Annotated in this window: 21 protein-coding genes; 10 read left to right on the top strand and 11 right to left on the bottom strand. The window is 73.7% G+C overall.

The features are described 5' to 3' along the window. Both DTB53_RS09140 and DTB53_RS09135 read right to left on the bottom strand, forming a co-directional pair. On the bottom strand, positions 1 to 1,150 hold a 1,150-nt coding region (locus DTB53_RS09140; protein ID WP_146777721.1), incomplete at its 3' end, for a molybdopterin-dependent oxidoreductase. A gap of 282 nt (positions 1,151 to 1,432) precedes the next feature. Then, positions 1,433 to 2,053, bottom strand: a complete 621-nt coding sequence (locus DTB53_RS09135; protein ID WP_003970097.1) for a TetR/AcrR family transcriptional regulator — start codon at positions 2,051 to 2,053, stop codon at positions 1,433 to 1,435. A 222-nt stretch (positions 2,054 to 2,275) separates the two neighbouring features. Between DTB53_RS09135 and hmgA the strand changes: the two genes are divergently transcribed. From hmgA to DTB53_RS09115, 4 genes are all read left to right on the top strand, one after another. Continuing rightward, positions 2,276 to 3,595: a homogentisate 1,2-dioxygenase gene (gene hmgA, locus DTB53_RS09130; RefSeq protein ID WP_003970096.1), complete on the top strand. Its 1,320-nt coding sequence runs from the start codon at positions 2,276 to 2,278 to the stop codon at positions 3,593 to 3,595. Positions 3,596 to 3,626: 31 nt separating this feature from the next. After that, entirely contained in the window at positions 3,627 to 4,490 is an 864-nt protein-coding gene (locus DTB53_RS09125; protein ID WP_012381534.1) for a GntR family transcriptional regulator, read from the top strand. Between the two features lie 71 nt (positions 4,491 to 4,561). After that, positions 4,562 to 5,905, top strand: a complete 1,344-nt coding sequence (locus DTB53_RS09120; RefSeq protein ID WP_012381533.1) for a type ISP restriction/modification enzyme — start codon at positions 4,562 to 4,564, stop codon at positions 5,903 to 5,905. A gap of 58 nt (positions 5,906 to 5,963) precedes the next feature. Continuing rightward, the gene (locus DTB53_RS09115) at positions 5,964 to 7,160 is read left to right on the top strand and encodes a CaiB/BaiF CoA transferase family protein (RefSeq protein ID WP_003970093.1); all 1,197 of its coding nucleotides are present in this window, start codon (positions 5,964 to 5,966) and stop codon (positions 7,158 to 7,160) included. 44 nt (positions 7,161 to 7,204) lie between these two features. Here DTB53_RS09115 and DTB53_RS09110 read toward each other — a convergent pair whose 3' ends face one another. Together DTB53_RS09110 and DTB53_RS09105 are read right to left on the bottom strand one after the other, a co-directional pair. Further along, positions 7,205 to 7,468, bottom strand: a complete 264-nt coding sequence (locus tag DTB53_RS09110; RefSeq protein WP_003970092.1) for a hypothetical protein — start codon at positions 7,466 to 7,468, stop codon at positions 7,205 to 7,207. A gap of 266 nt (positions 7,469 to 7,734) precedes the next feature. Further along, complete coding sequence (locus tag DTB53_RS09105; protein ID WP_012381532.1) at positions 7,735 to 8,538, bottom strand: SGNH/GDSL hydrolase family protein; 804 nt, start codon at positions 8,536 to 8,538, stop codon at positions 7,735 to 7,737. 235 nt (positions 8,539 to 8,773) lie between these two features. Between DTB53_RS09105 and DTB53_RS09100 the strand changes: the two genes are divergently transcribed. After that, the gene (locus DTB53_RS09100) at positions 8,774 to 9,868 is read left to right on the top strand and encodes a DUF5925 domain-containing protein (RefSeq protein WP_042498853.1); all 1,095 of its coding nucleotides are present in this window, start codon (positions 8,774 to 8,776) and stop codon (positions 9,866 to 9,868) included. Positions 9,869 to 9,895: 27 nt separating this feature from the next. Here DTB53_RS09100 and DTB53_RS09095 read toward each other — a convergent pair whose 3' ends face one another. Beyond that, on the bottom strand, positions 9,896 to 10,270 hold the full coding sequence (locus DTB53_RS09095) for a GntR family transcriptional regulator (RefSeq protein WP_012381530.1): 375 nt from the start codon (positions 10,268 to 10,270) through the stop codon (positions 9,896 to 9,898). A 70-nt stretch (positions 10,271 to 10,340) separates the two neighbouring features. On the opposite strand from DTB53_RS09095, the gene DTB53_RS09090 reads away from it, so the two are divergent. Both DTB53_RS09090 and DTB53_RS09085 read left to right on the top strand, forming a co-directional pair. Continuing rightward, positions 10,341 to 11,258 carry a GNAT family N-acetyltransferase gene (locus tag DTB53_RS09090; RefSeq protein ID WP_012381529.1) on the top strand — a complete coding sequence of 306 codons (918 nt, stop codon included), beginning with the start codon at positions 10,341 to 10,343 and terminating at the stop codon, positions 11,256 to 11,258. Further along, complete coding sequence (locus DTB53_RS09085) at positions 11,242 to 11,751, top strand: ribonuclease FAU-1 family protein (protein WP_042497485.1); 510 nt, start codon at positions 11,242 to 11,244, stop codon at positions 11,749 to 11,751. Before DTB53_RS09090 ends, DTB53_RS09085 begins: the two co-directional genes overlap by 17 nt. 43 nt (positions 11,752 to 11,794) lie before the next feature. Here the strand turns inward: DTB53_RS09085 and DTB53_RS09080 are convergent, their stop codons facing one another. The 4 genes from DTB53_RS09080 to DTB53_RS09065 are packed head-to-tail and all read right to left on the bottom strand — an operon-like array spanning position 11,795 to position 16,420. Further along, on the bottom strand, positions 11,795 to 13,288 hold the full coding sequence (locus tag DTB53_RS09080; protein ID WP_012381527.1) for a trifunctional class I SAM-dependent methyltransferase/NUDIX hydrolase/VOC family protein: 1,494 nt from the start codon (positions 13,286 to 13,288) through the stop codon (positions 11,795 to 11,797). Positions 13,289 to 13,301: 13 nt separating this feature from the next. Beyond that, a complete protein-coding gene (locus DTB53_RS09075) occupies positions 13,302 to 14,831 on the bottom strand; it encodes a tripartite tricarboxylate transporter permease (protein WP_003970085.1) in 1,530 nt (509 codons plus the stop codon). A gap of 3 nt (positions 14,832 to 14,834) precedes the next feature. Then, positions 14,835 to 15,440, bottom strand: a complete 606-nt coding sequence (locus tag DTB53_RS09070) for a tripartite tricarboxylate transporter TctB family protein (RefSeq protein WP_003970084.1) — start codon at positions 15,438 to 15,440, stop codon at positions 14,835 to 14,837. Next, on the bottom strand, positions 15,437 to 16,420 hold the full coding sequence (locus tag DTB53_RS09065; protein ID WP_003970083.1) for a Bug family tripartite tricarboxylate transporter substrate binding protein: 984 nt from the start codon (positions 16,418 to 16,420) through the stop codon (positions 15,437 to 15,439). The genes DTB53_RS09070 and DTB53_RS09065 overlap by 4 nt, the downstream gene beginning before the upstream one ends. Before the next feature lie 124 nt (positions 16,421 to 16,544). Here DTB53_RS09065 and DTB53_RS09060 point away from each other — a divergent pair, with 124 nt between their 5' ends. Together DTB53_RS09060 and DTB53_RS09055 are read left to right on the top strand one after the other, a co-directional pair. Continuing rightward, positions 16,545 to 17,222, top strand: coding sequence for a response regulator (locus tag DTB53_RS09060; protein ID WP_003970082.1), 678 nt, complete (start codon positions 16,545 to 16,547; stop codon positions 17,220 to 17,222). A gap of 160 nt (positions 17,223 to 17,382) precedes the next feature. Beyond that, a complete protein-coding gene (locus DTB53_RS09055) occupies positions 17,383 to 18,426 on the top strand; it encodes a lytic polysaccharide monooxygenase auxiliary activity family 9 protein (RefSeq protein ID WP_012381525.1) in 1,044 nt (347 codons plus the stop codon). Positions 18,427 to 18,557: 131 nt separating this feature from the next. On the opposite strand, the gene DTB53_RS09050 is transcribed toward DTB53_RS09055, so the two are convergent. Then, entirely contained in the window at positions 18,558 to 19,454 is an 897-nt protein-coding gene (locus DTB53_RS09050; RefSeq protein ID WP_012381524.1) for an esterase/lipase family protein, read from the bottom strand. Positions 19,455 to 19,751: 297 nt separating this feature from the next. On the opposite strand from DTB53_RS09050, the gene DTB53_RS09045 reads away from it, so the two are divergent. Next, a complete protein-coding gene (locus tag DTB53_RS09045; RefSeq protein WP_012381523.1) occupies positions 19,752 to 20,804 on the top strand; it encodes a membrane protein in 1,053 nt (350 codons plus the stop codon). Positions 20,805 to 20,947: 143 nt separating this feature from the next. On the opposite strand, the gene DTB53_RS09040 is transcribed toward DTB53_RS09045, so the two are convergent. Then, positions 20,948 to 22,033, bottom strand: a complete 1,086-nt coding sequence (locus tag DTB53_RS09040; protein WP_003970078.1) for a S1 family peptidase — start codon at positions 22,031 to 22,033, stop codon at positions 20,948 to 20,950. Positions 22,034 to 22,208 lie beyond the last annotated feature (175 nt).

The following is a 22,208-nucleotide window of genomic DNA, read 5'->3' as shown; positions in this document are numbered from 1 at the left end:
GGGTGTCGATCTCCTCGGCGAGGGCGGCGATGGGCAGTTCGCCCTTGGCCTCGGGGTGCCCGGAGACCCGGCTCGCCCAGCGGCCGAGCGCGAAACCCCTGCCGGGGGCGGCGGGCCGTGGGGCGCGTGCGGTGGCGGAGAGCGGGAACAGCGCGCCGCCGGGCCGGTCGAGGTTGCCGGTGAGGATGTTGAGGACGTCCACCAGCCAGCTGGCGAGGGTGCCGTGCTCGACGGTGCAGCTGCCGATGCGCCCGTAGACGGCGGCGGTGGGGGCGGCGGCCAGTTCGCGGGCGATGGCGGTGATGGTGCCGGCGTCCACGTCGCAGGCGGCGGCGACGGCGTCCGGTGTGAAGTCCGCCAGGGCGGCGGCGAGTCGGTCGAGCCCTTCCAGGTGCTCGGCGAGCGGACCGGGGTCGGCGAGCTTCTCGTCGATGAGCGTGTGCGCGAGGGCGGCCAGCAGCAGGGCGTCCGCGCCGGGCCGGATCGCGACGTGCCGGTCGGCGAGCCGGGCGGTGCGGGTGCGGCGCGGGTCGATGACGGTGAGGGTGCCGCCGCGCCGGGGCAGCGCCTTGAGCCGGCCGGGGAAGTCCGGGGCGGTGCAGAGACTGCCGTTGGACTCCAGCGGGTTGGCGCCGATCAGGAGGAGGTGGTCGGTGCGGTCGAGGTCCGGTACGGGGATGGCGTGCGCGTCGCCGAAGAGGAGGCCGCTGGAGACGTGCTTGGGCATCTGGTCCAGGGTGCTCGCGGTGAAGACGTTGCGGGTGCGCAGGGCCCCGAGCAGCAGGGGCGGGTAGAGGGAGCCCGCCATCGTGTGCACGTTCGGGTTGCCGAGGACCACGCCGACCGCGTTCGGCCCGTGCGTACGCGTCAGCTCCGGTATCCGTGCGGCGATCAGGTCGAACGCCTCGCTCCAGCCGGCCTCGCGCAACTCCCCGTCCTCGCCGCGCACGAGGGGGACGCGCAGCCGGTCGGGGTCGGCGTCGAGCCCTCCGAAGGAGGCCCCCTTGGGGCAGATGAACCCCCGGCTGAAGATGTCGTCGCGGTCGCCGCGCGCACCGGTGACGGCGGTGCCCTCGATGGTGAGGGTGAGGCCGCAGGTGGCCTCGCAGAGGGGGCAGATACGCGGTGCGGTGCGGGTGTCGTGGGACATGGGGCCCTCCCCGGGGCGGCGGCGGTGGCAGGACGGCGACGTCGACGGCATGGGCCGGGCGGGCGTGGGAGCCCCGGCACGGCCGAGCATACCGACCGGTACGCACGGTGGGGAGGTGTCGCACGGAGGGAAGGCGGGCGGGCCCTCGGGGCCGTGAGCCCCGCGCACACGCGAGCGAGCCGCCCGGTGGTGCCGCACCACCGCGTCCACCACCGGCCGCCCCGCCGGGCCCGCACGCGGCGCGCCCGGCGGGGCGGCCGAAGCCCCGGGCGGGGCTCTCGCTCAGTCGAGCGTCCGGGCGAGGTAGGACCTGACCAGGGTCCGCGTCTCGGCGACGATGGCCGCGTCCCCCGACGGCTGGGTGCGGAAGGCCAGTTGGAGGAGCGCGTCGGCGGCCTCGACGCTCACCAGGATCGCCCGGGACAGTACCTCGTCGGGCCGTCGGCCGAGGTGGCCGGCGAGCAGGACGGCGAGCCGGTCCGCCAGCCGCCGGTTGGCGTCGTCCACCGCGCCCTCGGCGGGGAACGGCGGCCCGAAGTCGACGAGCGCGAAGCCGGGGACGCTCCGCTTCATCGCCAGGTACTCGTCGAGCACCGCGTCGATGGCGGCGCGCCAGTCGTCGGCCGGGAGGTCCGCGAGCCGGGCGGCGATGCGGTCGGCATAGGTGTCCAGGTTGCGGAGCGCGAGGGCGTCGACGAGCGCCCGCTTGTTCGAGAAGAACCGGTAGACGGAGCCGATGGGCACGTCGGCGCGCTCCGCGACGGCCCGCGTGGTGAGCTGCTCGTAGCCGGTCTCGTCGAGGAGGCCGGCGCAGGAGTCGAGTATCCGGGCCAGCCGGTCGGCGCTGCGCTGCTGCACGGGGGCGCGGCGGAGGTTCGGGTTGACGTGGGGCACGGGCCCCATGATGCCGTGCCCCTCGCCGCGGTGTGCCGCGCCCTCCACCCGGTGGACGGCGGTGGCGTCCGCCCGCGGGCCCCTCCCCCGCCGACCGCCGCGAGGGACGCGGCACGGAGCACGAATGGCGCGATGTATGCCGTTGACGTGCCCCCCTCCTATTCCTACGGTGGTACATAGGATTCGCCGCCCGGCGGGTCCGAGGGGATTCTTGGGCACCGGGAGTGCGGGATGAGCGCGATCGACCAGGCGAGGAAGACGGCCGAGGGGCTGACGTATTCCTCGGGCTTCGGCAACGAGCACGCCTCGGAGGCGGTTCCCGGAGCGCTGCCGCACGGCCGCAACTCCCCCCAGCGCGCCCCCCTCGGGCTGTACGCGGAACAGCTGAGCGGCTCCGCCTTCACCGAGCCGCGCGCGGACAACCGCCGTTCCTGGCTCTACCGGATCCGCCCCTCGGCCGCCCACCCGGCGTTCACCCGCGTCGACAACGGGGGCCTGCGCTCGGCTCCGTTCACCGAGACCGTGCCGGACCCGAACCGGCTGCGCTGGAACCCGCTGCCCGACCCCGCGCCCGGCACCGACTTCCTGAGCGGACTGTGGACGCTCGGCGGCAACGGCGACGCCGCGCAGCGCGCCGGGATGGCGATCCACCTGTACCACGCCGACTCCTCGATGACGGACCGCGTGTTCAGCGACTCCGACGGCGAGTTGCTGATCGTCCCCGAGCGCGGCGGGCTGCTGCTCCGCACCGAGCTGGGCCTGCTCCGCGCCGAACCGGGCCACGTCGCGCTGATCCCGCGCGGGGTCCGCTTCCGGGTGGAGCTGCTGGAGGAGACCGCGCGCGGTTACGTCTGCGAGAACTACGGCCGCCCCTTCGCGCTGCCCGACCTCGGCCCGATCGGCGCCAACGGCCTGGCGAACGCCCGGGACTTCCTCGCGCCCGTCGCCGCGTACGAGGACCGCGAGGGCCCGGTGGAGGTGGTCAACAAGTTCTGCGGGAACCTCTGGTCGGCGACCTACGACCACTCGCCGCTCGACGTGGTGGCCTGGCACGGCAACCACACCCCGTACGTCTACGACCTGCGCCGGTTCAACGTGATCGGCACGATCAGCTACGACCACCCGGACCCGTCGATCTTCACGGTGCTGACCTCGCCGTCCGACACCCCGGGGCTGGCCGGGGTGGACTTCGTCGTCTTCGCCCCGCGCTGGCTGGTCGGCGAGGACACCTTCCGCCCGCCGTACTTCCACCGCAATGTGATGAGCGAGTACATGGGCCTCATCGACGGCGCGTACGACGCCAAAGCGGACGGCTTCGTCCCCGGTGGCGGCTCCCTGCACAACATGATGTCGGCGCACGGTCCGGACCGGGAGACCTTCGACCGGGCGAGCGCGGCGGAGCTGGAGCCGCAGAAGATCGACGACGGTCTGGCCTTCATGTTCGAGACCCGCTGGCCGGTCACGGCGACCGCGCAGGCGGCCGGCGCCGAACACCTCCAGCGCGGCTACGACGACGTGTGGCAGGGTCTGAGCCGCAACTTCCGGCCGTAGCGGGCGGAGGGCCCGAGGGGACGGGGACGACATGACGCAGAGCCGGGAGAGATCCGGGGCGGGCAGGCCGGGGTCCGGCCGGGACACCGCGGCCGACGGGGACGCCGGGGCCGGTGCGGGCGCCCGGCCGGTCCCGGCGCCGGCCCCGCCCGCCTTCGCCCCCGACTCCCTCGTCCTGAACCGGAAGCTGCCTCTCTGGTACCAGGTCTCCCAGTCCCTGCGGGCCTCCATACTGGGCCGGCCCCAGGACGCCTCCGCCCGGCTGCCCACCGAGGAGCAGCTCGCCGCGCACTACGGGGTCAGCGTGCTCACGATGCGCCAGGCGCTCAAGGAGCTGGAGGCGGAGGGGCTGATCAGCCGCCACCGGCGGCGCGGCACGTTCATCGAACCGCGCGCCCGGCGGGTCTCCCCGGTCCGGCTGCTGGGCTCGGTCGACGCGATCGTGGCCCAGCAGTCCGGGGAGGCGACGACCATTCTCGGCCACGGCCCGATGGCGGTGCCCGGTGATCTCGCCGAGTTCTTCCCGGAGTGCGCCGAGGTGACCTGCTACCGGCGGCTGCGCCGCGACGGAGAGAGCGACGAGCCCACCAACTGGGCGGAGAACGCGGTCCGCCCCGACATCGCCGCCCGGATCGACGTGGCCGACCTCGAACGCTGGCCGATGACCAAGGTCCTGCGCGACGTCGTCGGCGTGCGGATCTCCCGGATCACCGACACGGTGGAGGCGCGCCTCGCCGACCCCGTCACCGCCGAGCTGCTCCAGGTCCCGCTGCTCAGCCCGATCCTGCACTACACGGGCGTGACGTACGACGCGGAGGGTCGCGCGGTGGACGTGGCCCGGATCCGCTACCGGGGCGACCGGTTCTCCTTCTCCGTGACGGTGGAGGCCCACTGACCGCGCCCCACGGGGACGCCACCCGCCGTTACGATGCGCAAAGGGGCACGGCGGACAGGGGAGGACGGCGGGTGGCAGTGGACGGGACGGCGACGGCCGGCGGCGACGGCACCCGGTCCTCGCCGCCGGGGACACCCCCACCGCGTGACGGGACCCCGCCACCGGGCGGTCCCCCCTCGCCGGACGGGCTCCTGTCGCTGGACGAGCTGATGCCGTGGTCCGTACGGCCGCTGCGGACCGGCCGCGCCTGGGTGAGCGGCCCCGACCCCGAGGCGCTCCGGGCCCGCTGGGAACGGCTGGCCACCGCCGGCCCCGCCGAACAGGAGCGGCTGTTCGCCCCCAGCCGTTCCCGTACGCCGGACACCTCGGTCGCCGCCCTGCCCGGCCGCTCCGGCGGAACGGGCCGCTTCGCCCGGTCCCCGGGCCCCTGCCCCGACCCCGTACGGATCCTCCACGGCCCCTACGACGAACAGTGGCTGCTCCCCGACCACCGGCTGATCGACGCGGCCCGTCCGGAGCTGTGGCGGGTCGCCGACGAGCGGCAGATCTTCGCCGTCGAACACAGCGCCGCCCCCGGGGATTCCGGGCCGGCCCTGTCCGTGACCGCACTGCTCCCCGACGGGCACTCCCCGGCCGGGCGGCCCGGCCGCATCAGGCCGCTCTACCGCAGGCCCGGCGGCGCCGAGCCCAACCTGGCTCCGGGGCTCACGGAGCTGCTGCGCCGACGGCTCGGCGGGGCGGCGGAGCCGGACGCCTTCACCCCGGAGGCGGTGCTGGCCTGGGTGCTGGCCGCCGCCCGGCCCTCCGCCACCGGCCCCCGGGTCCCGTTGCCGGCGGACCCGGCGGTGTGGTCGGCGGGGGTGGCGCTCGGGCGGGAGCTGACGCGGCTCCAGTCGCGCGGGGCCCGGGGCGGCGAACGCCCCCGGCTGCCGGGCGGGCGCCGGCCCTATGTGCGGGCGGCCCTCCCGGCCCGCCCGACCGTGCTGGTCCACGAGGCCGGGGACGAGACGCTGGTCGTCGGCGATGGCCGGATCTCACCGGTGCCCGCGGCGGCCTGGGAGTTCACGGTGGGCGGGGTGCGGGTGCTGGAGCTCTGGTTCGGGCGCCGGGCCGCGGCGGCGACCGGCGGGGGGCCGGACGGCACCGTCCCGGCCGGTCTCGACGCGGTCGGTGCGCGCGACTGGCCGCGGGAGTGGACCTCGGAGCTGCTCGAACTCATCACCGTGCTCGCTCTGCTGGACGGTACGGCGGGGCCCCGCGAGGAGCTGCGGACCGCGCTGGAGGCGGGTCCGCTGATCGGTCCCGCCGAGCTGCGGGCGGCCGGGGTGCTGCCGGTGCCGCCCTCGGCACGGCGTCCGGCGTCGGTGCTGGGGCACCAGGAGGAGGGCCCGGAGGGACAGTTCGCGCTGCTGTAGCGGCGGTGCGGACCACAGGGAGTGGCGAAAGCCACGGTCACCGGGTAAGCACGGGGGCATGAACACCTTGCCGCTCCCCCTCGACGGCGTCACCGTGGTGGCCGTCGAACAGGCCGTCGCCGCTCCCTTCGCCACCCGCCAGCTCGCCGACCTCGGAGCCAGGGTCATCAAGGTGGAGCGCCCGGACGGCGGCGACTTCGCGCGCGGCTACGACGCGGCGGCGCGCGGACTCGCCTCGCACTTCGTCTGGTGCAACCGCGGCAAGGAGTCCCTCGCAGTCGATCTGAAGGACCCGCGCGGCCTCGCGGTGGTCCGTGAACTCGTCGCCGGGGCCGATGTGTTCGTCCAGAACCTGGCGCAGGGGGCGGCGGCCCGGCTGGGCCTCGACGCCGCCTCGCTCTGTGCGGCGCACCCCCGCCTGGTGGCGGTCGACATCTCCGGTTACGGGGCGGACGGGCCGTACGCGCACAGACGGGCCTACGACATGCTCGTGCAGTGCGAGGCGGGTCTGGTCGCGGTGACGGGGACGGCGGAGCAGCCGGTGAAGGCCGGGATTCCGGCGGCGGACATCGCGGCGGCGATGTACGCCTTCTCCGGGGTGCTCGCGGCGCTGCTGCGGCGGGCGACCACCGGGCTGGGCGGCCCGGTGGAGGTCTCGATGCTGGACGCGCTGGCCGAGTGGATGGGCCACCCGCTGCACCAGGGGATGCACGGGGCCCCGCCTCCTGCGCGTACCGGACTCGCGCACTCGGTGATCGCCCCGTACGACGCCTACGCGACGGCCGACGGGGAGCGGGTGCTGCTCTCCGTGCAGAACGACCGGGAGTGGCGGCGGCTGGCGGAACAGGTGCTGGGGCGGCCCGAGTTGGCCGATGACCCGGACTTCGCGACGAACGCGGCGCGGACCGCGAACCGGGAGCGGACCGACGAGGCGGTGGGCCGGGCGCTGGCGGGCCTGACGGGACGGGAGGCGCTGGCCGGCCTCGATGCGGCGGGCATCGCCTGTGCCCGGCTGAACACGGTGGCCGGGGTGGCGGCGCATCCGCAGCTGGCGGCCCGGGACCGGTGGCGGGAGGTGGGGACACCGGTGGGGCCGTTGCGGGCGCTGCTGCCGCCGATCACGCTGCCGGGGAGCGAGGAGGCACGGATGGGCGCCGTACCGGCGCTGGGTGAGCACACCGATGCGCTGCTGCGAGCCCTGGGGATGACGGACGAGCAGGCATCGGTGCTGCGCCGGGACGGAGTGATCGTCTGAACCGTCCCGAGCGGCGGGCCGGTCCCGACGGGCGACGCCGTGGGTCAGCGGCGGCTGCCGAAGAGGGAGCGCCGCAGTCGCCGCAACGGCGCGAAGAGCGACACGCGGGCGCTCCTGCTCCGGCGGGTGTGCGCGGCATCACGCGAGGTCAGCTCACGCATGAGCAGCGTCGCTTCCGCCGACTCGCGCTGCGGGACGACGGGGCCGCCGAGCACCGCGAGATGGCGGTCGAGGCGCGTACTGGTCGCACCGCTCCCGCATGTGATGGCAGGCACCCGCGGCCTGCTCCGCACCGTTATCTGTTCCATGTCACTCCCCACCCGTACGAGGGCACCCGGTCCGGGCAGGTTAACCCTATCGTCCCGCGGTGACACCCGTGTATCCCGGCCACAGGATTACGCACACATATACGGAGGTTGACGCCTCGTTACCGAACCCGCGCGATTCCAGGGCGACTTCGGACAGTTCGAGCGGTTCGCGCGGTTCGGGGCGATCGCCGGGCCGTCCCCCGCGCGGGGGACGCGTGGGGGACGGCGGAGGGCCGGACGCTCGGTCGCGAGCGCGGGGCCGCCGGTCAGAGAGCGGATCTGAGGACGGGAAGGTAGCCGCCCGACTGTCCGGCGGCGGTGGGGTGGTAGGACTCGCCGATGTTGAGCCAGTTGACGCTGTGCAGCCAGGCGTTGCTGGAGCAGATCTCGTGCCCGGTGAAGGTCGTCCGGACGTCGCCGAAGGTGAAGCCGTGGTCCGCCGCCCGCTTGGCGGTGGCCGTGTTGAGGTGGTCGGACGCCCCGTTGATGGCGGAGCGCTCCTTCTCGCTCAGACCGGCGAGGCAACCGCCGCCGAGCTGGTAGAAGCGGGGGTAGCCGAGGACGACGACGTGCGCGGAGGGGGCCTTGGAGCGGATGGCCGTGTACACGGAGTCGAGCCGGCCGGGCAGTGTGGAGTCGACGTAGGCACGGGCGGTGGCGATCCGGTTGAGGCAGGTGGCCTCGGACTGGAGGACACAGGTCGTCATGACGTCGGCGAACCCGGCGTCGTTGCCGCCGATGGAGAGGGAGACGAGGTCGGTCGAGGCGTTCAGCTTGCCGAGCTGACCGCCCGTGACGTCTCCGGTCCTGGCGCCGGAGCAGGCGGCGAAGTCGAAGGACGAGGGGGAGTTGGCGGCGGCCCAGAGGGCGGGGTAGGCGCGGCTGCTGCGCTTGCAGCTGGACCCGTCGTAGCTGCCGGCCCCGACGCCGGAGGAGTACGAGTCGCCGAGGGCGACGTAGTCGACGGCGGCGGCGGACGAGTCGGCGTTCGCGACCCCGGCGCCGGTGAGGGCGAGGGCGGCGCCGAGCAGGAGAGAGGACGAGAACGCCACGAGTCTGGACATTTTCATGGGACCTCCTTGAGCAGGGGATATCTGCCTACTCCGTAGTAGCAGCAGGTACGCCGCTCTGGAAGTGTCCATGCCAAAAATAGGGGTGCTGTGCTTCCGTCCGCCCCCGGCCGTTCAACGGGCGCTCCCCGAAGGCCGGCTGTCGCCCCGTCGGCCGCCGGGCCCGTCGCCGGCCCGGCACACGAGCCCCGAAACCCGGGTGCACGAGGGCGACCGGTACCGGATCATGGGCGCCATGCCCGACTCCCCCGAAACCGCTCTGCCGATCCGGCTCACCGTCGACGACAGCGACTCACCGTCCGACGCCGTCGACGCGCTTTTCCTCGGCCGCTTCGTGACGGGCGAGCAGCCGTACGCGCACGGCTCCTCCCTCGACCGGGTCAGGGCCGGGGCGACGCTGCTGCCGCCGGATGCCACGGTGCTGCGGACCGCGCGCGACGGCGACCGCAGCACGACGCTGGCGGAGGGCGAGGGGTGGACCCTGCTGGTCTCCCGGTGGAACCGGGGCGCCGACGTCACCGTGACCGCGACCGGCGCGGAGCTGGCGGAGAAGATCCTCGGCCGGGCCACGGACGGGGCGCGGGACGAGCCGGAGCCCCAGCCCGACAACGTGACCATGGGCTTCTGGTACGTCTCCCCGAACCGCGGCCCGCACCGCACCACCCGCAGGATCGCGGCCGGGAGCTGGGACGAGGTCCGCCCCAACTACACCGCGCCGGTGGCCGATGCCATGGACCGGCTGATGAAGGTCACGCCGGACGACATCGCGGGCCGGCTGCTCCTGCTGCACGGCCCGCCCGGCACCGGCAAGACGTCCGCGCTGCGCACCCTGGCCCGTTCCTGGCGCGAGTGGTGCCAGGTCGACTGTGTGCTGGACCCCGAGCGCCTCTTCAGCGACGTCGGCTATCTGATGGACATCGCGATCGGCGAGGACGACGGCACGGAGCAGGGCCGGTGGCGGCTGCTGCTCCTGGAGGACTGCGACGAGCTGATCCGCGGCGAGGCCAAGCACATGGCGGGCCAGGCCCTCTCCCGGCTGCTGAACCTGACGGACGGTCTGCTGGGCCAGGGCCGCAACGTGCTGGTGGGGGTCACCACCAACGAGGACCTGGAGCGGCTGCACCCCGCCGTCGTCCGGCCCGGCCGGTGCCTGGCCAGGATCGAGGTCGGCCCGCTGACCCGTCAGGAGTCGGTGGCCTGGCTGGGCACGGACGAGGGAGTGGGCCGGGAGGGCAACTCCCTGGCCGAGCTGTACGCCCTGCGCCGGGGCATCGGCCCCGCGTCGGTGCCGAAGCAGGACACGGGGGCGGACGCGGGGCTCTACCTCTGACCTCCGTACCCGATCGCGGCCGGGGGCTCAGTCCCCGTACGCGGCGCGGACCGCGTCCTCGGCCAGCGCCAGGGCCTGTTGCCGGGTGAGACCGAGCCGCCCGGCGGTCTCCGCGTACAGCCGAGCGGCGGTCGCGGCCCGCTGTTCGGCCGCTCCCCCGGCGGCCGCGACGAACGTTCCGTTGCGCCCCCGGGTCTCGATCACCCCGTCCGCCTCCAGGGCCCGGTAGGCCTTGGCGACGGTGTTGGCGGCGAGGCCCAGCTCCTCGGCGAAGCCGCGTACGGTCGGGAGCCGGTGGCCGACGGGCAGCGCGCCGGAGCGGGCCCGTTCGGAGAGCTGGGCGCGCAGTTGCTCGTACGGCGCGATGCCGGAGTCCGGGTCGAGGACGATCTTGTCTGTCACGCGCCGATTCTCCCCCACCGGCGGAAAAAGGGGAGGCGTTCGGGCCTCGGCTGCGCATACGGTCCACCGCATGACTGTGATCGTGCGCGATTTCCGCCCGTCCGACGCGGAAGCCTGGACCCGGGCCCGCCGGGCCTCGGTCCCCTGGATGGTGGCCACCCCCGAGCAGATCGTCCACGACCTGACGCACGCCCATCCGGACAAGCACTACCGGCTGCTGATCGCCGAGGAGGACGGCGAGATCATCGGCACGGCCCAGGCGGGCATCGCCCACGACAGCCCCGAGCCGGGACAGGGGTACTTCACCCCGCATACGCTTCCCGGCCGCACCCGCCGCGGTGCGGGATCGCTGCTGCTGCGCACGGCGGAGGAGCACCTGGCCCGGGCCGGGGCCACGGTCCTGTACGCATGGGTCCTGGACGACGCGGAGAGCCTGGAGTTCGCCCGTAGGCGGGGCTACGAGCCCAAGCGGTCGGCCCACTTCCAGCGGCTGGACCTGGCGGGCGGCGGCCTGCCGCCGCGTCAGGAGCTCCCGGCCGGCGTCGAGCTGCGTCCCGGCTCCGCCTTCGCCGACGACCCCCGGCCGCTGTTCGCGGCGGACGCCGAGGTGACGGCCGACGAACCGGGCGACATCACCTCCGAGCTGGACGACTACGCGGACTGGCTGACGAGCGTCTGGCGCCACCCGGCCTTCGACCAGGAGCTCACCTCGGTGGTGCTGGTCGACGGGGAGGTGGCGGCGTTCAGCGCGGCCACCACCGACGGCGAGCGGACGTATCTGAGCGCCATGACCGGCACCCTGCGGGACTTCCGGGGGCGCGGCCTGGCGAAGCTCGCGAAGAACGACTCGCTGCACCGGGCCCGGGCCGCCGGGTACACGGACGCCTACACCTCCAACGACACCGGCAACGCCCCGATGCTGGCCGTCAACCAGTGGTTCGGCTACCGGGTCTGCGCGACGGAGGTCCGCCATGTCCGCACCCTCTGAGCCCCGCGCGGCCCGTACGAGGGGCCTCGTCGTGGCCCTGTCCAAGGCGGGCCGCACCAAGATCCGGTATCCGGCGGAGCTGGTCCGGGACGACGGCGTCCGCGTCACCGTCCGGGCGCCGTGGGCCGCTCCCGGGGCGCGGGACTTCGGCTTCGTCCGGTTCGAGCCGGGCGACGTCCTCACCGAGCACTACTGGCGGGACCGGTGGTTCGCGGTGAAGGAGGTCCGCTCCGGCGACGGCCTGCTCAAGGGCTGGTACTGCGACATCACCCGGCCCGCCGTGCTCGCGGACGGGGTGCTGACGGTCGAGGACCTCGACCTGGACCTCTGGGTCTCGGCCGACGGTTCGACGGTCCTGCGGCTCGACGAGGACGAGTTCGCAGAGAGCGGTCTGGCCGGGCGCGATCCGGTGGCTGCCGGGGCCGCGGAGCGGGCCCTGGACGACCTGGAACGCCTGGCCCGGACGGAGGGGCTGACCGCCCTGCTCGGCTGAACGGCCCCGTCCGACGCGGGGGTCGCCCGGACCGCCGGGCGGCTCAGGGGCGGGGCCGCGAGTCGGCGACGAGCTCCACCTCGTACCCCGCCGGGTCCTCCAGATAGGCGGCGTAGTGCCCCTCGCCGCCCGCGTACGGATGGCGGTCGGGGAACAGCAGCCGCCAGCCGTACGCCGGGGCCTCGGCGACCAGGGTGTCGAGGGCGGCCCGGTCCGCGACGTGGAACGCCAGGTGGTTGAGGCCGGGGCGGCGGCGGTCGTGCCCCCCGGCGGCCAGCTCGGGCGACCGCTCCACCACGACGTACGTCTCACCGCGCCGCCAGCTGCGGCCGTGGGCCCACCGCTGGTACGGGGCGTGGCCGAGCCGGCCCAGCAGCCAGCCCCAACCCCGCTCCGCCTCCGCCAGGTCCGCCACCCACAGCTCGATGTGGTGCACCAGCCCGGTGGTCTCCCCGGCGGCGGCCAGCGGGACGGCGCGGCCGGCGCCGCCGGGGACGTACGCGATCGGCTCCCCGTCCCGGTGCCAGTGGATCATGAAGTGCTCGCCCGCCCGGTAGCCGTCCAGGCCCGCCCGGCAGTACGCGACCATGTCGTCCGGCAGGTCGGCCAGCGGGAACCAGTCCAGCTCCGAGCACTTCTCCGGCTCCGCGTTGCGCGGCGGACGGGCCGGGTCGTGCTCCGCGACGAAGAACCAGCCCATGCGCGCCCCGCCGCCCGGTCCCCGGTGCTGCATCACGAGGGCCACCTTCAGCTCCTCGGGCTCCAGGTCGAGGCCGAGCTCCTCCGCGGCCTCCCGGATCATCGACTCGCGGACGTCCTCGCCGTCCTCGGCGTGGCCGGAGGGCATGTGGAGCAGCCCGTCCGCATAGCCGGTGCCGGAGCGGCGGGCCAGCAGGACGTCCGGTCCGCGCCGCAGGATCAGATGGACGTCGACGACCTCGGTGTGCCGGTGCGGCGGCATCGCGCGGGCCACCAGGGCGTAGCGCTCGTCGTCGACCCGCTTGCCCCACAGCCGGGAGTCGGGGGCCAGGTCCTCGTGGTGGATGCGCTCGGTGTGCGCGGAGAGCAGGGCCGTGAGCGCGGTGGCGGACAGGCCGGTGCCGTTCCACACCCCTTCGACGAGAACGAGCCGCCCGCCCGGCTTCAGCAGGCCGAACCAGTGCTTCAGGGCCGCCGCCGGGTCGGGCAGCAGCCACACGACGTGCCGGGCCACCACCACGTCGAACACCCGCTCCCCGACCGGGGGCCGGGCGGCGTCCCCGACGAGGACCTCCGCGCCGGTCCCCGCGAGCTTGGCGCGGGCCCGGTCCGCCATGCGGGGCGAGCGGTCGACGGCGGTGACCCGGTGGCCCTGGCCCGCGGCGAGCAGGGAGAGGCTGCCGGTGCCGCACCCCAGGTCCAGCACGTCGGCGCGGGTGCCGGGCAGCCAGCTCTCCAGCCGCCCGGCCCAGGCGTCGCGCACCGCGGGGTCGAGGAGCCCGTGGTCGGGCTCCTCGTCGAAGGATCCGGCAGCCGCGTCCCAGTCGATCGTGGTCATGGGACCGATATTCTCAGCCGCCGCCGACAGTCCGGGACCCCTCTGCCGTTTTCCGTCCACCGCGCAGCCGGACGATCAGCCGGCCGATCAGCGGCCAGGCCACGATCAGTGCCACGATCGCGTAGACCGTGATGGAGAACGGGGTGTTGACCAGGCCCGAGACGCTCCCGTCGCTGATCTGGAGCGCACGGCGCAGCTGCTGTTCGGCGGCCGGGCCGAGGATCACCCCGATGACGGCGGGGAGCACCGGCAGTCCGTAGCGCCGCATCCCGAATCCGATCAGCCCGATGATCAGGAGGATCACCAGGTCGAGGGACTCGCCGCCGACCGCGTAGGCCCCGACGGCGGCGAAGAAGAGGATGCCCGCGTACAGGTAGGGGCGCGGGATCCGCAGGAGCTTCGCCCAGACAGGGGCGAGCGGCAGGTTGAGGGCGAGCAGCAGCACCATGCCGACGAACAGCGAGGCGATGAGCCCCCAGACCAGCTCCGGTTCCCGCTCGAACAGCAGCGGCCCCGGCTGGATTCCGTACTGCTGGAAGGCGGCCAGCATCACCGCGGCGACGGCGGTGGTGGGCAGTCCGAGCGTGAGCATCGAGACGAGGGTCCCGGCGGCGGAGGCGGAGGCCGCGGCCTCCGGTCCCGCGACGCCCTCGATGGCGCCCTTGCCGAACTGGTCGCGGTGCTTGGAGAGCCGCTTCTCGGTGACGTAGCTCAGGAAGGTGGGGATCTCCGCGCCGCCCGCCGGGATCGCCCCGAAGGGGAATCCGATGACGGGGCCGCGCAGCCAGGGCTTCCAGGTGCGCTTCAGGTCGGCCCGGCCGAGCCACGGTCTGCCGACGGGGATCGGCTTTCCGGTGGAGCGGCGCAGATGGGCGGCGACCCAGAGCGCTTCGCCGATCGCGAAGAGTCCGACCGCGACGATGACCACGTCGACGCCGTCGGCCAGGTGGAGCGAGCCGAAGGTCAGGCGCTGCTGGCCGGTCATCTGGTCGAGGCCGACCAGTCCGACGGTGAGGCCGATGAGGAGCGAGGCGATGCCGCGGATGCGGGAGGCGCCGAGGACGGAGGTGACGGCGATGAAGGCCAGCACCATGATGGCGAAGTAGTCGGGGGCTCCGATGCCGATGGCGAGGGAGGCGACGGTCGGGGCGAGGACGACCAGCAGGATCGTGCCGATCATGCCTCCCGCGAAGTGGCCGATCGCGGCGGCGGCGAGCGCCTGGGCGCCGCGTCCGCCCTTGGCCATGGGGTTGCCCTCGATCGCGGCGACCACGGCCGCGCTCTCCCCGGGGGTGTTGAGGAGGATCGAGGTGGTGGAGCCGCCGAACATCGCGCCGTAGTAGATCCCGGCGAACATGATGAACGCGCCGGTCGGGTCCAGTCCGTACGTCACCGGGAGCAGCAGCGCCACGGCCATCGCCGGGCCGATGCCGGGGAGCACGCCGATCGCGGTGCCGAGCAGGACGCCGATCGCGGCCCACAGCAGGTTCATCGGGGTGAGCGCGGTACCGAAGCCGTCGATGAGGGAGTTGAGGGAATCCATCGGTCAGAGCACCCCCATCAGCGGGCCGCCCGGAAGGGGGACACCGAGCAGGTTGTCGAAGACGAAGTAGGTGGCGAGGGAGATGCCGGCCGCGATGAGCGGGTCCCGGCCGTGGTGCCGGCTGCCGAGCGCGTAGGCGGAGCCCCAGAACAGCAGGGCCCCGGCGATCGGGAAGCCCAGGGGGCCGATCAGGACGGCGGCGCCGAGGAAGACGCCGGTGAGCAGGAGGACGGTGCGCCAGTCGGCCGGTTCGTCGAGGTCGACGTCCTCGCCGCCCTCCGCCTCGCCCCGGCCACCGCGCAGGACGTCGCCGGCGAGCAGGACGGAGATGAGGAGGAACAGGCCGCCGATGACGAAGGGGACCGTGCGGGGGCCGACGGGACCGCGCTGGGCGATGTCGACGCTCATGGTGAAGGCATCGGTGAGAACGAGCACGCCGAGCCCGAACAGGAGGACGCAGACGCCGAGTTCGGAGTGTTCGCGCAACCAGCCGAGGGGGGCGTTCCCCTGCTGCGCGGCGTCGGAGCCCGGCTGCGCCGCGGAGCCGGGGGTTTCCTTGGGTCCGGTGGGACCGATGGGACCAGTGGGTCCGGTGGGTTCGGTGGTCACAGTCCCAGCTCCTTGAGGACGGTGGCGACGCGCTGGTTCTGCTCGTCGAGGAAGTCGCCGAAGGGCTCGCCGATGAGCAGGGCGTCGTCCCAGCCGTTCTTCTTCATCGACTCCTGCCACTGCTTCGTGCCGTGGAGTTCGCGGATCAGGCCGGTGAGCTTGTCGCGTTCGGCCGGCGAGAGGCCGGGCGGGGCGACGACACCGCGCCAGTTGGTGAACTCGGTGTCCAGTCCGGCCTCGCGCAGGGTGGGGGCGTCGAGGCCCGGCACCCGCTTCGGGCCGGTCACCGCGAGCAGGCGCAGCTCGCCCGCCTCGATCTGGTCGCGGTACTCGCCGAGGCCGGAGACGCCGAAGCCGACCTTGTCGCCGAGGATGGAGGCGAGGAGTTCGCCGCCGCCGTCGAAGGGGACGTAGTTGACCGTCCTCGGGGCGATGCCCGCCGCCTGCGCCATGAGCATCGGGGCGAGGTGGTCCGGGCCGCCGGGCGAGGAGCCGCCGCCGACCGGGACGCGGGCCGGGTCCTTCTTCCAGGCGGCGAGCAGGTCGGCGATGGTCCGGTACGGGGAGTCCTTGGAGACGACGACGATGTCCGGCTCCTCGGTGAGCCGGGCGATCGGAGTGGTGTCGGCCAGCGTGCTCGGGGACTTGTTGGTGTGGACGGCTCCGACGACGCCCAGTCCCATGGAGAGCGCGAGCTTGCCGTTGCCGTGCTCCGAGACGAGCCGGGTCAGGCCGACCGTTCCGCCGGCGCCCGGCAGGTTGAACACCTCGATGTTGTGGGTGAGTCCGGCGTCCTCGGCGTTCTTGGCCAGGGTGCGCGCGGTGATGTCGTAGCCGCCGCCGGGAGTGTTGGGGACCATGAAGCGGAGCCCGGGAATCTGGGTGCCGGTGTCGGAACCGTCACCGGTGGACAGCAGGGGTGGTCCCACCACCACCAGCAACGCGGCCCCGAACAGGGCGAGGAGAGTGCGCAGTCGCACAGGTTCCGCCTTTCGCTGTGAAGTGGCCCACATGTTGCCTGCGCGTTAAGAAGCTGTCTCTCTTCCGGTATCAACGGACGTTGTGGTCATTGCGGTCGCCGCTTAGCGTGGCGGCGTGACAACTGTGCTGGTGGTGGACGACGACTTCATGGTCGCGAAACTGCACAGCCGCTATGTGTCCGCTATGGACGGCTTCGCGGTCGTCGGGGTGGCGCACAACGGCGCCGACGCCCTGCGGGCCGCCGAGCGGCTGCGCCCCGATCTGGTACTGCTGGACATCTATCTGCCCGATATGGACGGGATCGGGGTGCTGCGCGCCCTGCGTGCGGCGGAGGAGCGGGACGCCTCGCGCCCCAGCGCGGACGCCCTGTTCATCACGGCGGCCCGGGACGCGGGGGTGATCCGGGCGGCGCTGCGGGCGGGGGCCCTGCACTATCTGATCAAGCCGTTCAGCCGGTCCGCGCTCCAGGAGCAGATGCGCCACGTCGCCTCGCTGCGCACCCGCCTGGACAGGCTGGGAGAGGCCCGCCAGGAGGACGTCGACCAGATCTTCGGCACCCGCCCGCCCGGCTCGCGCGAGTTGCCGAAGGGGCTGGCCGCCCCCACGGCCGACCTCGTGGAACGCGTCCTGCGCAGCCACCCCGACGGGCTGTCCGCTTCGGAGTGCGCCGAGGTGGGGGCCCTGTCCCGGGTGAGCGCGCGCCGCTACCTGGAGCACTTCGCCGGAACGGGCCGCGCCGAGGTGACCCTGCGCTACGGAGGCACGGGGCGGCCGGAGCGGCGCTACCGCTGGACGGGGTGAGGCGGCGGGCGCGGGGCTGCCTGAGCCCATGCCTAACCCTGTCTTAAAGCGACCATAAGGATCGTCACCACCCCGTCCCACCAGGCTTTTCCGGCCTTCGGAGCGGCTAGCTTGCTGAGCGCCACCCTCACAGCTGTGCCGTTTCGAAGGAGTTCCGTCCATGACCGTTCGTCGCAAGGCAGCCGGTGTTCTCGCCCTCGGGTTCGCGCCGCTCGCACTGGCCGGTCTGGCCTCCGCCCCGGCCGTCGCGCACGGTTCGCTCACCGACCCGGTGAGCCGGGTGTCCGCGTGCTTCGCCGAGGGGCCGGAGAGCCCGACGTCGGCGGCGTGCCGGGCGGCGGTCGCCGCGGGCGGCACGCAGGCGCTGTACGACTGGAACGGGGTGAACATCGCCAACGCGGCGGGCAAGCACCGTGACCTGATCCCGGACGGCAAGCTGTGCAGCGCGGCCAACGACAAGTTCCGGGGCCTGGACCTGCCGCGCGCCGACTGGCCGGCCACCGCGGTGTCGGCGGGCGAGCACACCTTCCGGTTCCGCGCGACGGCCCCGCACCGGGGGTCGTTCGAGCTGTACCTCACCAAGCCCGGTTACGACCCCGCGAAGCCGCTGGCCTGGTCCGACCTGGAGGCGAAGCCCTTCGCCCGGGCCACCGACCCGGCGCTGGAGGCCGGTTCGTACGTCTTCGACGGGACGATCCCCGAGCGCTCCGGGCGGCAGCTGGTCTACACGATCTGGCAGCGCTCCGACTCCCCCGAGGCGTTCTACGCCTGCTCCGACGTGACGTTCGGCGGCGGTACGCCGGGCGGGCCGGGCGGCGGCGCGGTGGAGCAGGAGGAGGGGAAGGGGGAGCAGGGTTCCGGTGGCGAGACCCCGGCGCCCGCCCCCTCCGCGCCGTCCGAGGACGCGATCGCCGAGGGTTCCGAGAAGTCGTCGGTCGAGCACGACGGCCACGGGGACGACGACGCGAAGACCGGGGCGAAGGTCACCGCCGCCGCCCCGGCCGCCCCGGAGCAGAAGGCCGGGGGCAACGCCCCGGAGGCCAACGCGGCGCGCTCCGAAGAGGTGCTCGCCGAGACGGGCGGTTCCGGCAGCAGCACGTATCTGGCGATCGGGGGCGCGGGAGTCCTCGCCGCCGGCGCCGCCGTGCTGTTCGCCTCGCAGCGCCGACGGGCCGCCGCGGCGGCCGGCCGCCACAGCCGCTGACCGCCGCGGCACCCTCCCGGACCCCTGCCGCGTCCCTCCGGGACGTCGGGCGCGGCAGGCCGTGACGGGCCGGGGTCCGCCATCCGCTCCGGCGGACGGCGGACCCCGGCCCGTCGTCGTCGCCCGGTGGGTCAGCCGATGACCGAGGAGCAGGTGGTCGGGGTGGCCCGGGCCGGGTCGAGGGCGTTGGCCACTTCGTGGAAGGCGATGCGGTCGACGGTCCCGATCGCCACGTGCTCGGACAGGTCGAGCGGGCACAGGTCCTGGAGCAGTACGTTGCGTACGTTCGGCCCGTCCAGGAACTGCGTGCGGTACGGGGTCACGACCTGGTCGTACTTGGTCGCGATGACGGTGTAGCGGACGCCGGGGACGGTGTCGCCGCCCGCGGTGAGCTTGGTGATGAAGGGCGATCCGGCGATCTGGTCGGCCAGTCCGGGGGTCGTGTCGGTGATGAACTTCTCGACGCCGGGGAAGAACGGCAGCAGCTTGGTGAGGCCGAGCAGTGTGGTGCCGTGGTTGTCCGGGGCGAGTCCGACGAGGGCGTTGACCTTGTCGGCGCCGCCGAGGAACTTCAGGTAGTAGTTCGGCATCATGCCGCCCTGCGAGTGGCCGACGAGGTCGGCCTTCGGGGCGCCGGTGGCGTCGAGGACCTTGTCGACGAACACGTCGAGCTGTTCGGCGGACTTGTCGATGGGCCCGAGGCCGTGGAAGAACGGCACGCCGGGGAGTTGGCCGTAGTCGAGGGAGAAGACGCAGTAGCCCCGGTTGACCAGGTAGGGGGCGAGGACCAGCCAGTTGTCGATCGAGTTCCCGAAGGTTCCGTGGACCAGGACGACGGGGCGGGGATGGGCGGCGGAGGGCTTGCAGGAGTAGTCGTTCCAGCCGCGCGAGGTGGTGGCCTCGGCGGCGGCCGGGGCCGCCGCGGTCGCGGTCGTCGCGGGGGCGACGAGAACGGTGAGGGCGAGGAGCAGGGCGGCGAACAGACCGCGCGTGCGGGGAACGCGCGCGGCATGGATCCAGGGCAGCATCGTGGGATCTCCTTGCGGCTCAAGGGAGGTGCGACGGCGGTGCGCCCTGTGGCCCGGACCACAAGCTTTATGTGCTCATGCCAAATTACGCACGAGTAAGGTGGCGAGGGAAGTTACGCGTCGGTAAAAACTGCCGGGGCCTCCCCGCGGATCGCGGCACGGGGCCACGGGCGGCGACCAGGCCCCCGCCGGCGCGACCGGCTCACGCCCCGGCGGGAGGATCTCCGCGCCCACCGGGTTACGCCATCCGGCCCCGCCCCGCCTGCGCGGACCCCTCCCCGCCCGGACCGTGGGGGCATGACTTTCGTCGACGAGGTGAAGAACGCCGTCACCCCACGGGCCGCCCTGCTCGTCATCGGTGTGCTCGGACTGCAACTGCTGTTCATCGCCTCCTACGTCGGAGCGCTGCACAAACCCAAGCCGACGGATGTCGCCTTCGGGGTGGTGGCCCCGCAGCAGGTCTCCCGCCAACTCGTCGCCCAGCTGGACGGGCTGCCCGGCGGGCCGCTCGACCCCCGCACGGTGAGCAGCGCCGCCGAGGCCCGCGAGCAGATCATGAACCGCGACATCGACGGCGCCCTGATCGTCTCGCCGGAGGGCCGGACCGACACCCTGCTGGTCGCCTCCGGCGGCGGGACCGTGCTGTCCGGCTCGCTGGAGCGGATCCTCACCGAGGTCACGGCCTCCCAGCAGCGGGCCGTGCGGACGGTGGACGTGGCCCCGGCCTCGCCCGAGGACTTCGACGGACTCTCCTCCTTCTACCTCGTGGTCGGCTGGTGCGTGGGCGGCTACCTCTGCGCCTCGATCCTGGCGATCAGCGCGGGGACCAAGCCCGCCAACCGGCAGCGGGCGGTGATCCGGACGGCGGTCATGGCCCTGTACGCGGTCGCGGGCGGCATCGGCGGCGCGGTCATCATCGGCCCGATCCTCGGCGCCCTGCCGGGCAGCGTCTGGGGCCTGGCCGGCCTCGGCGCCCTCGTGGTCTTCGCCGTCGGCATGATCACGCTCGCCCTGGAGGCGCTGACCGGCATCGTCGGCATCGGACTGGCCGTGCTGATCATCGTCGTCGCGGGCAACCCGAGCGCGGGCGGCGCCTTCCCGCTGCCGATGCTCCCGGACTTCTGGCGGGCGATCGGCCCGGCCCTCCCGCCGGGCGCGGGCACCTGGACGGCCCGTTCGATCGCCTACTTCCGGGGCAACGCGGTCACCGGGCCCCTGTTGGTGCTCTCCGCCTGGGCCGTCGTCGGCACGGCGCTGACCCTGCTGCTGTCGATGCGGCACCGGACGGGGCAGGAGGGCGACGGAGGCGCGGGGGCGACGCGCGCGACGGGCGGGTCCACGGCCGCCTGACACCGGGCCCGCCCCCACACGCTCCCGGCCGGTGACACGCCCACGGGGCCGCCTGGCCTCCCGGCCGCCCGCGCCACCCCGCACAGGGGAGAGGCCCCCGGTGCACCGGGGGCCTCTCCGTGCTGCCGCGAAGCGGTGGAGCGTCAGCCGATCTCGGCGCCGTAGGCGGCCAGCGCCTCCGGAACCGGCTGGAAGAAGGTCGTGCCGCCGGAGGAGCAGTCGCCGCTGCCGCCCGAGGTCAGACCGAGCGCGGTGTCGCCCGCGAAGAGGGCGCCGCCGCTGTCGCCGGGCTCGGCGCAGACCGTCGTCTGGATGAGGCCGTTGACGATGTCGCCGTTGCCGTAGTTGACCGTGGCGTCCAGCGCGGTGACCTCACCGTCGTGCACCTGGGTGGTGGAGCCGCTGCGGGTGACCGCCTGGCCGACCGTCGCGTCGCCCGCCTGGGTGATCGCCTGGGTCGAGCCGTCGTAGAGGTTCACCTCGCTCGGGTGCGCCGTGTCCGAGGTGTACTTGACCAGCCCGTAGTCGTTCTCCGGGAAGCTGGAGCCCTCGTTGGCCCCGATCTCCGAGCCGCCCTGGGTGTCCGACCAGCTGGTGACCGACTCGGTGCAGTGGCCGGCGGTGAGGAAGTACGGCTCGCCGCCCTTGACCACGTTGAAGCCGAGCGAGCAGCGGGAGCCGGAGCCCCAGATGGCGTCGCCGCCCGCGATCAGCGGCGTGAACTCGCCCGCTGTCCTGTTGAGTTCGGCCTTGCCGCCGAGCCCCTCGACCACGGCCGAGAGCTTCTTCCAGGCCGCGCCGTCGACCGTGCTGTCGGCCGTGACGAGCACCTTGTTGCTCACCGGGTCGACCGCCCAGGAGGTTCCCGGGATCGTCGCCTTCTCGGTGAGGGTCCCCCGGGCCGACTTCAGCTCGGCGAGGGAGTTCTCCACGATTCTGGCCTTGCCGCCCGCCTGGCGGACCTGCTCGGCGCCCGCCTCGTCGACGACGTTCACGACGAGGGTCTTCGCCGTGGCGTCGTAGTACGAGCCGGCCGCGTCCGCGCCCAGGTCACGATCGAGGGTGGTGGCCAGCTTTCCGGCCGCGTCCGCGCTGAGGGTCTTGGCCCCGAACGCCGGTACATCGTCACTGGCGTTCGCAGTCTGGAACGTGAATCCCGCTGCGACCAGGGCGACGACGGCCGAGCCGGCCAGCGTCGCGCGCTTCCTGGATATGCGTCGATGCTTCAACTTCGACCTCCTGTGGGGCCGTGCACGGAGCAAGTGGGGTGCCCGTACACGGAGGATGGGGCGCCCACTATTCCGACGCCGCGAAACGCACACAAGGTCGACTTCCAGACGTGCACACGACAGCGACGCTTCGCACGCGAGGCGTTCACCTCCCCCGGTCGCACCACGTCGGTTC

It is taken from the genome of Streptomyces griseus, assembly GCF_900460065.1.
Lineage (GTDB): Bacteria > Actinomycetota > Actinomycetes > Streptomycetales > Streptomycetaceae > Streptomyces > Streptomyces griseus.
Note: the sequence above shows the minus strand (reverse complement) of the source record. Positions and strands in the feature narration are given on the sequence as shown.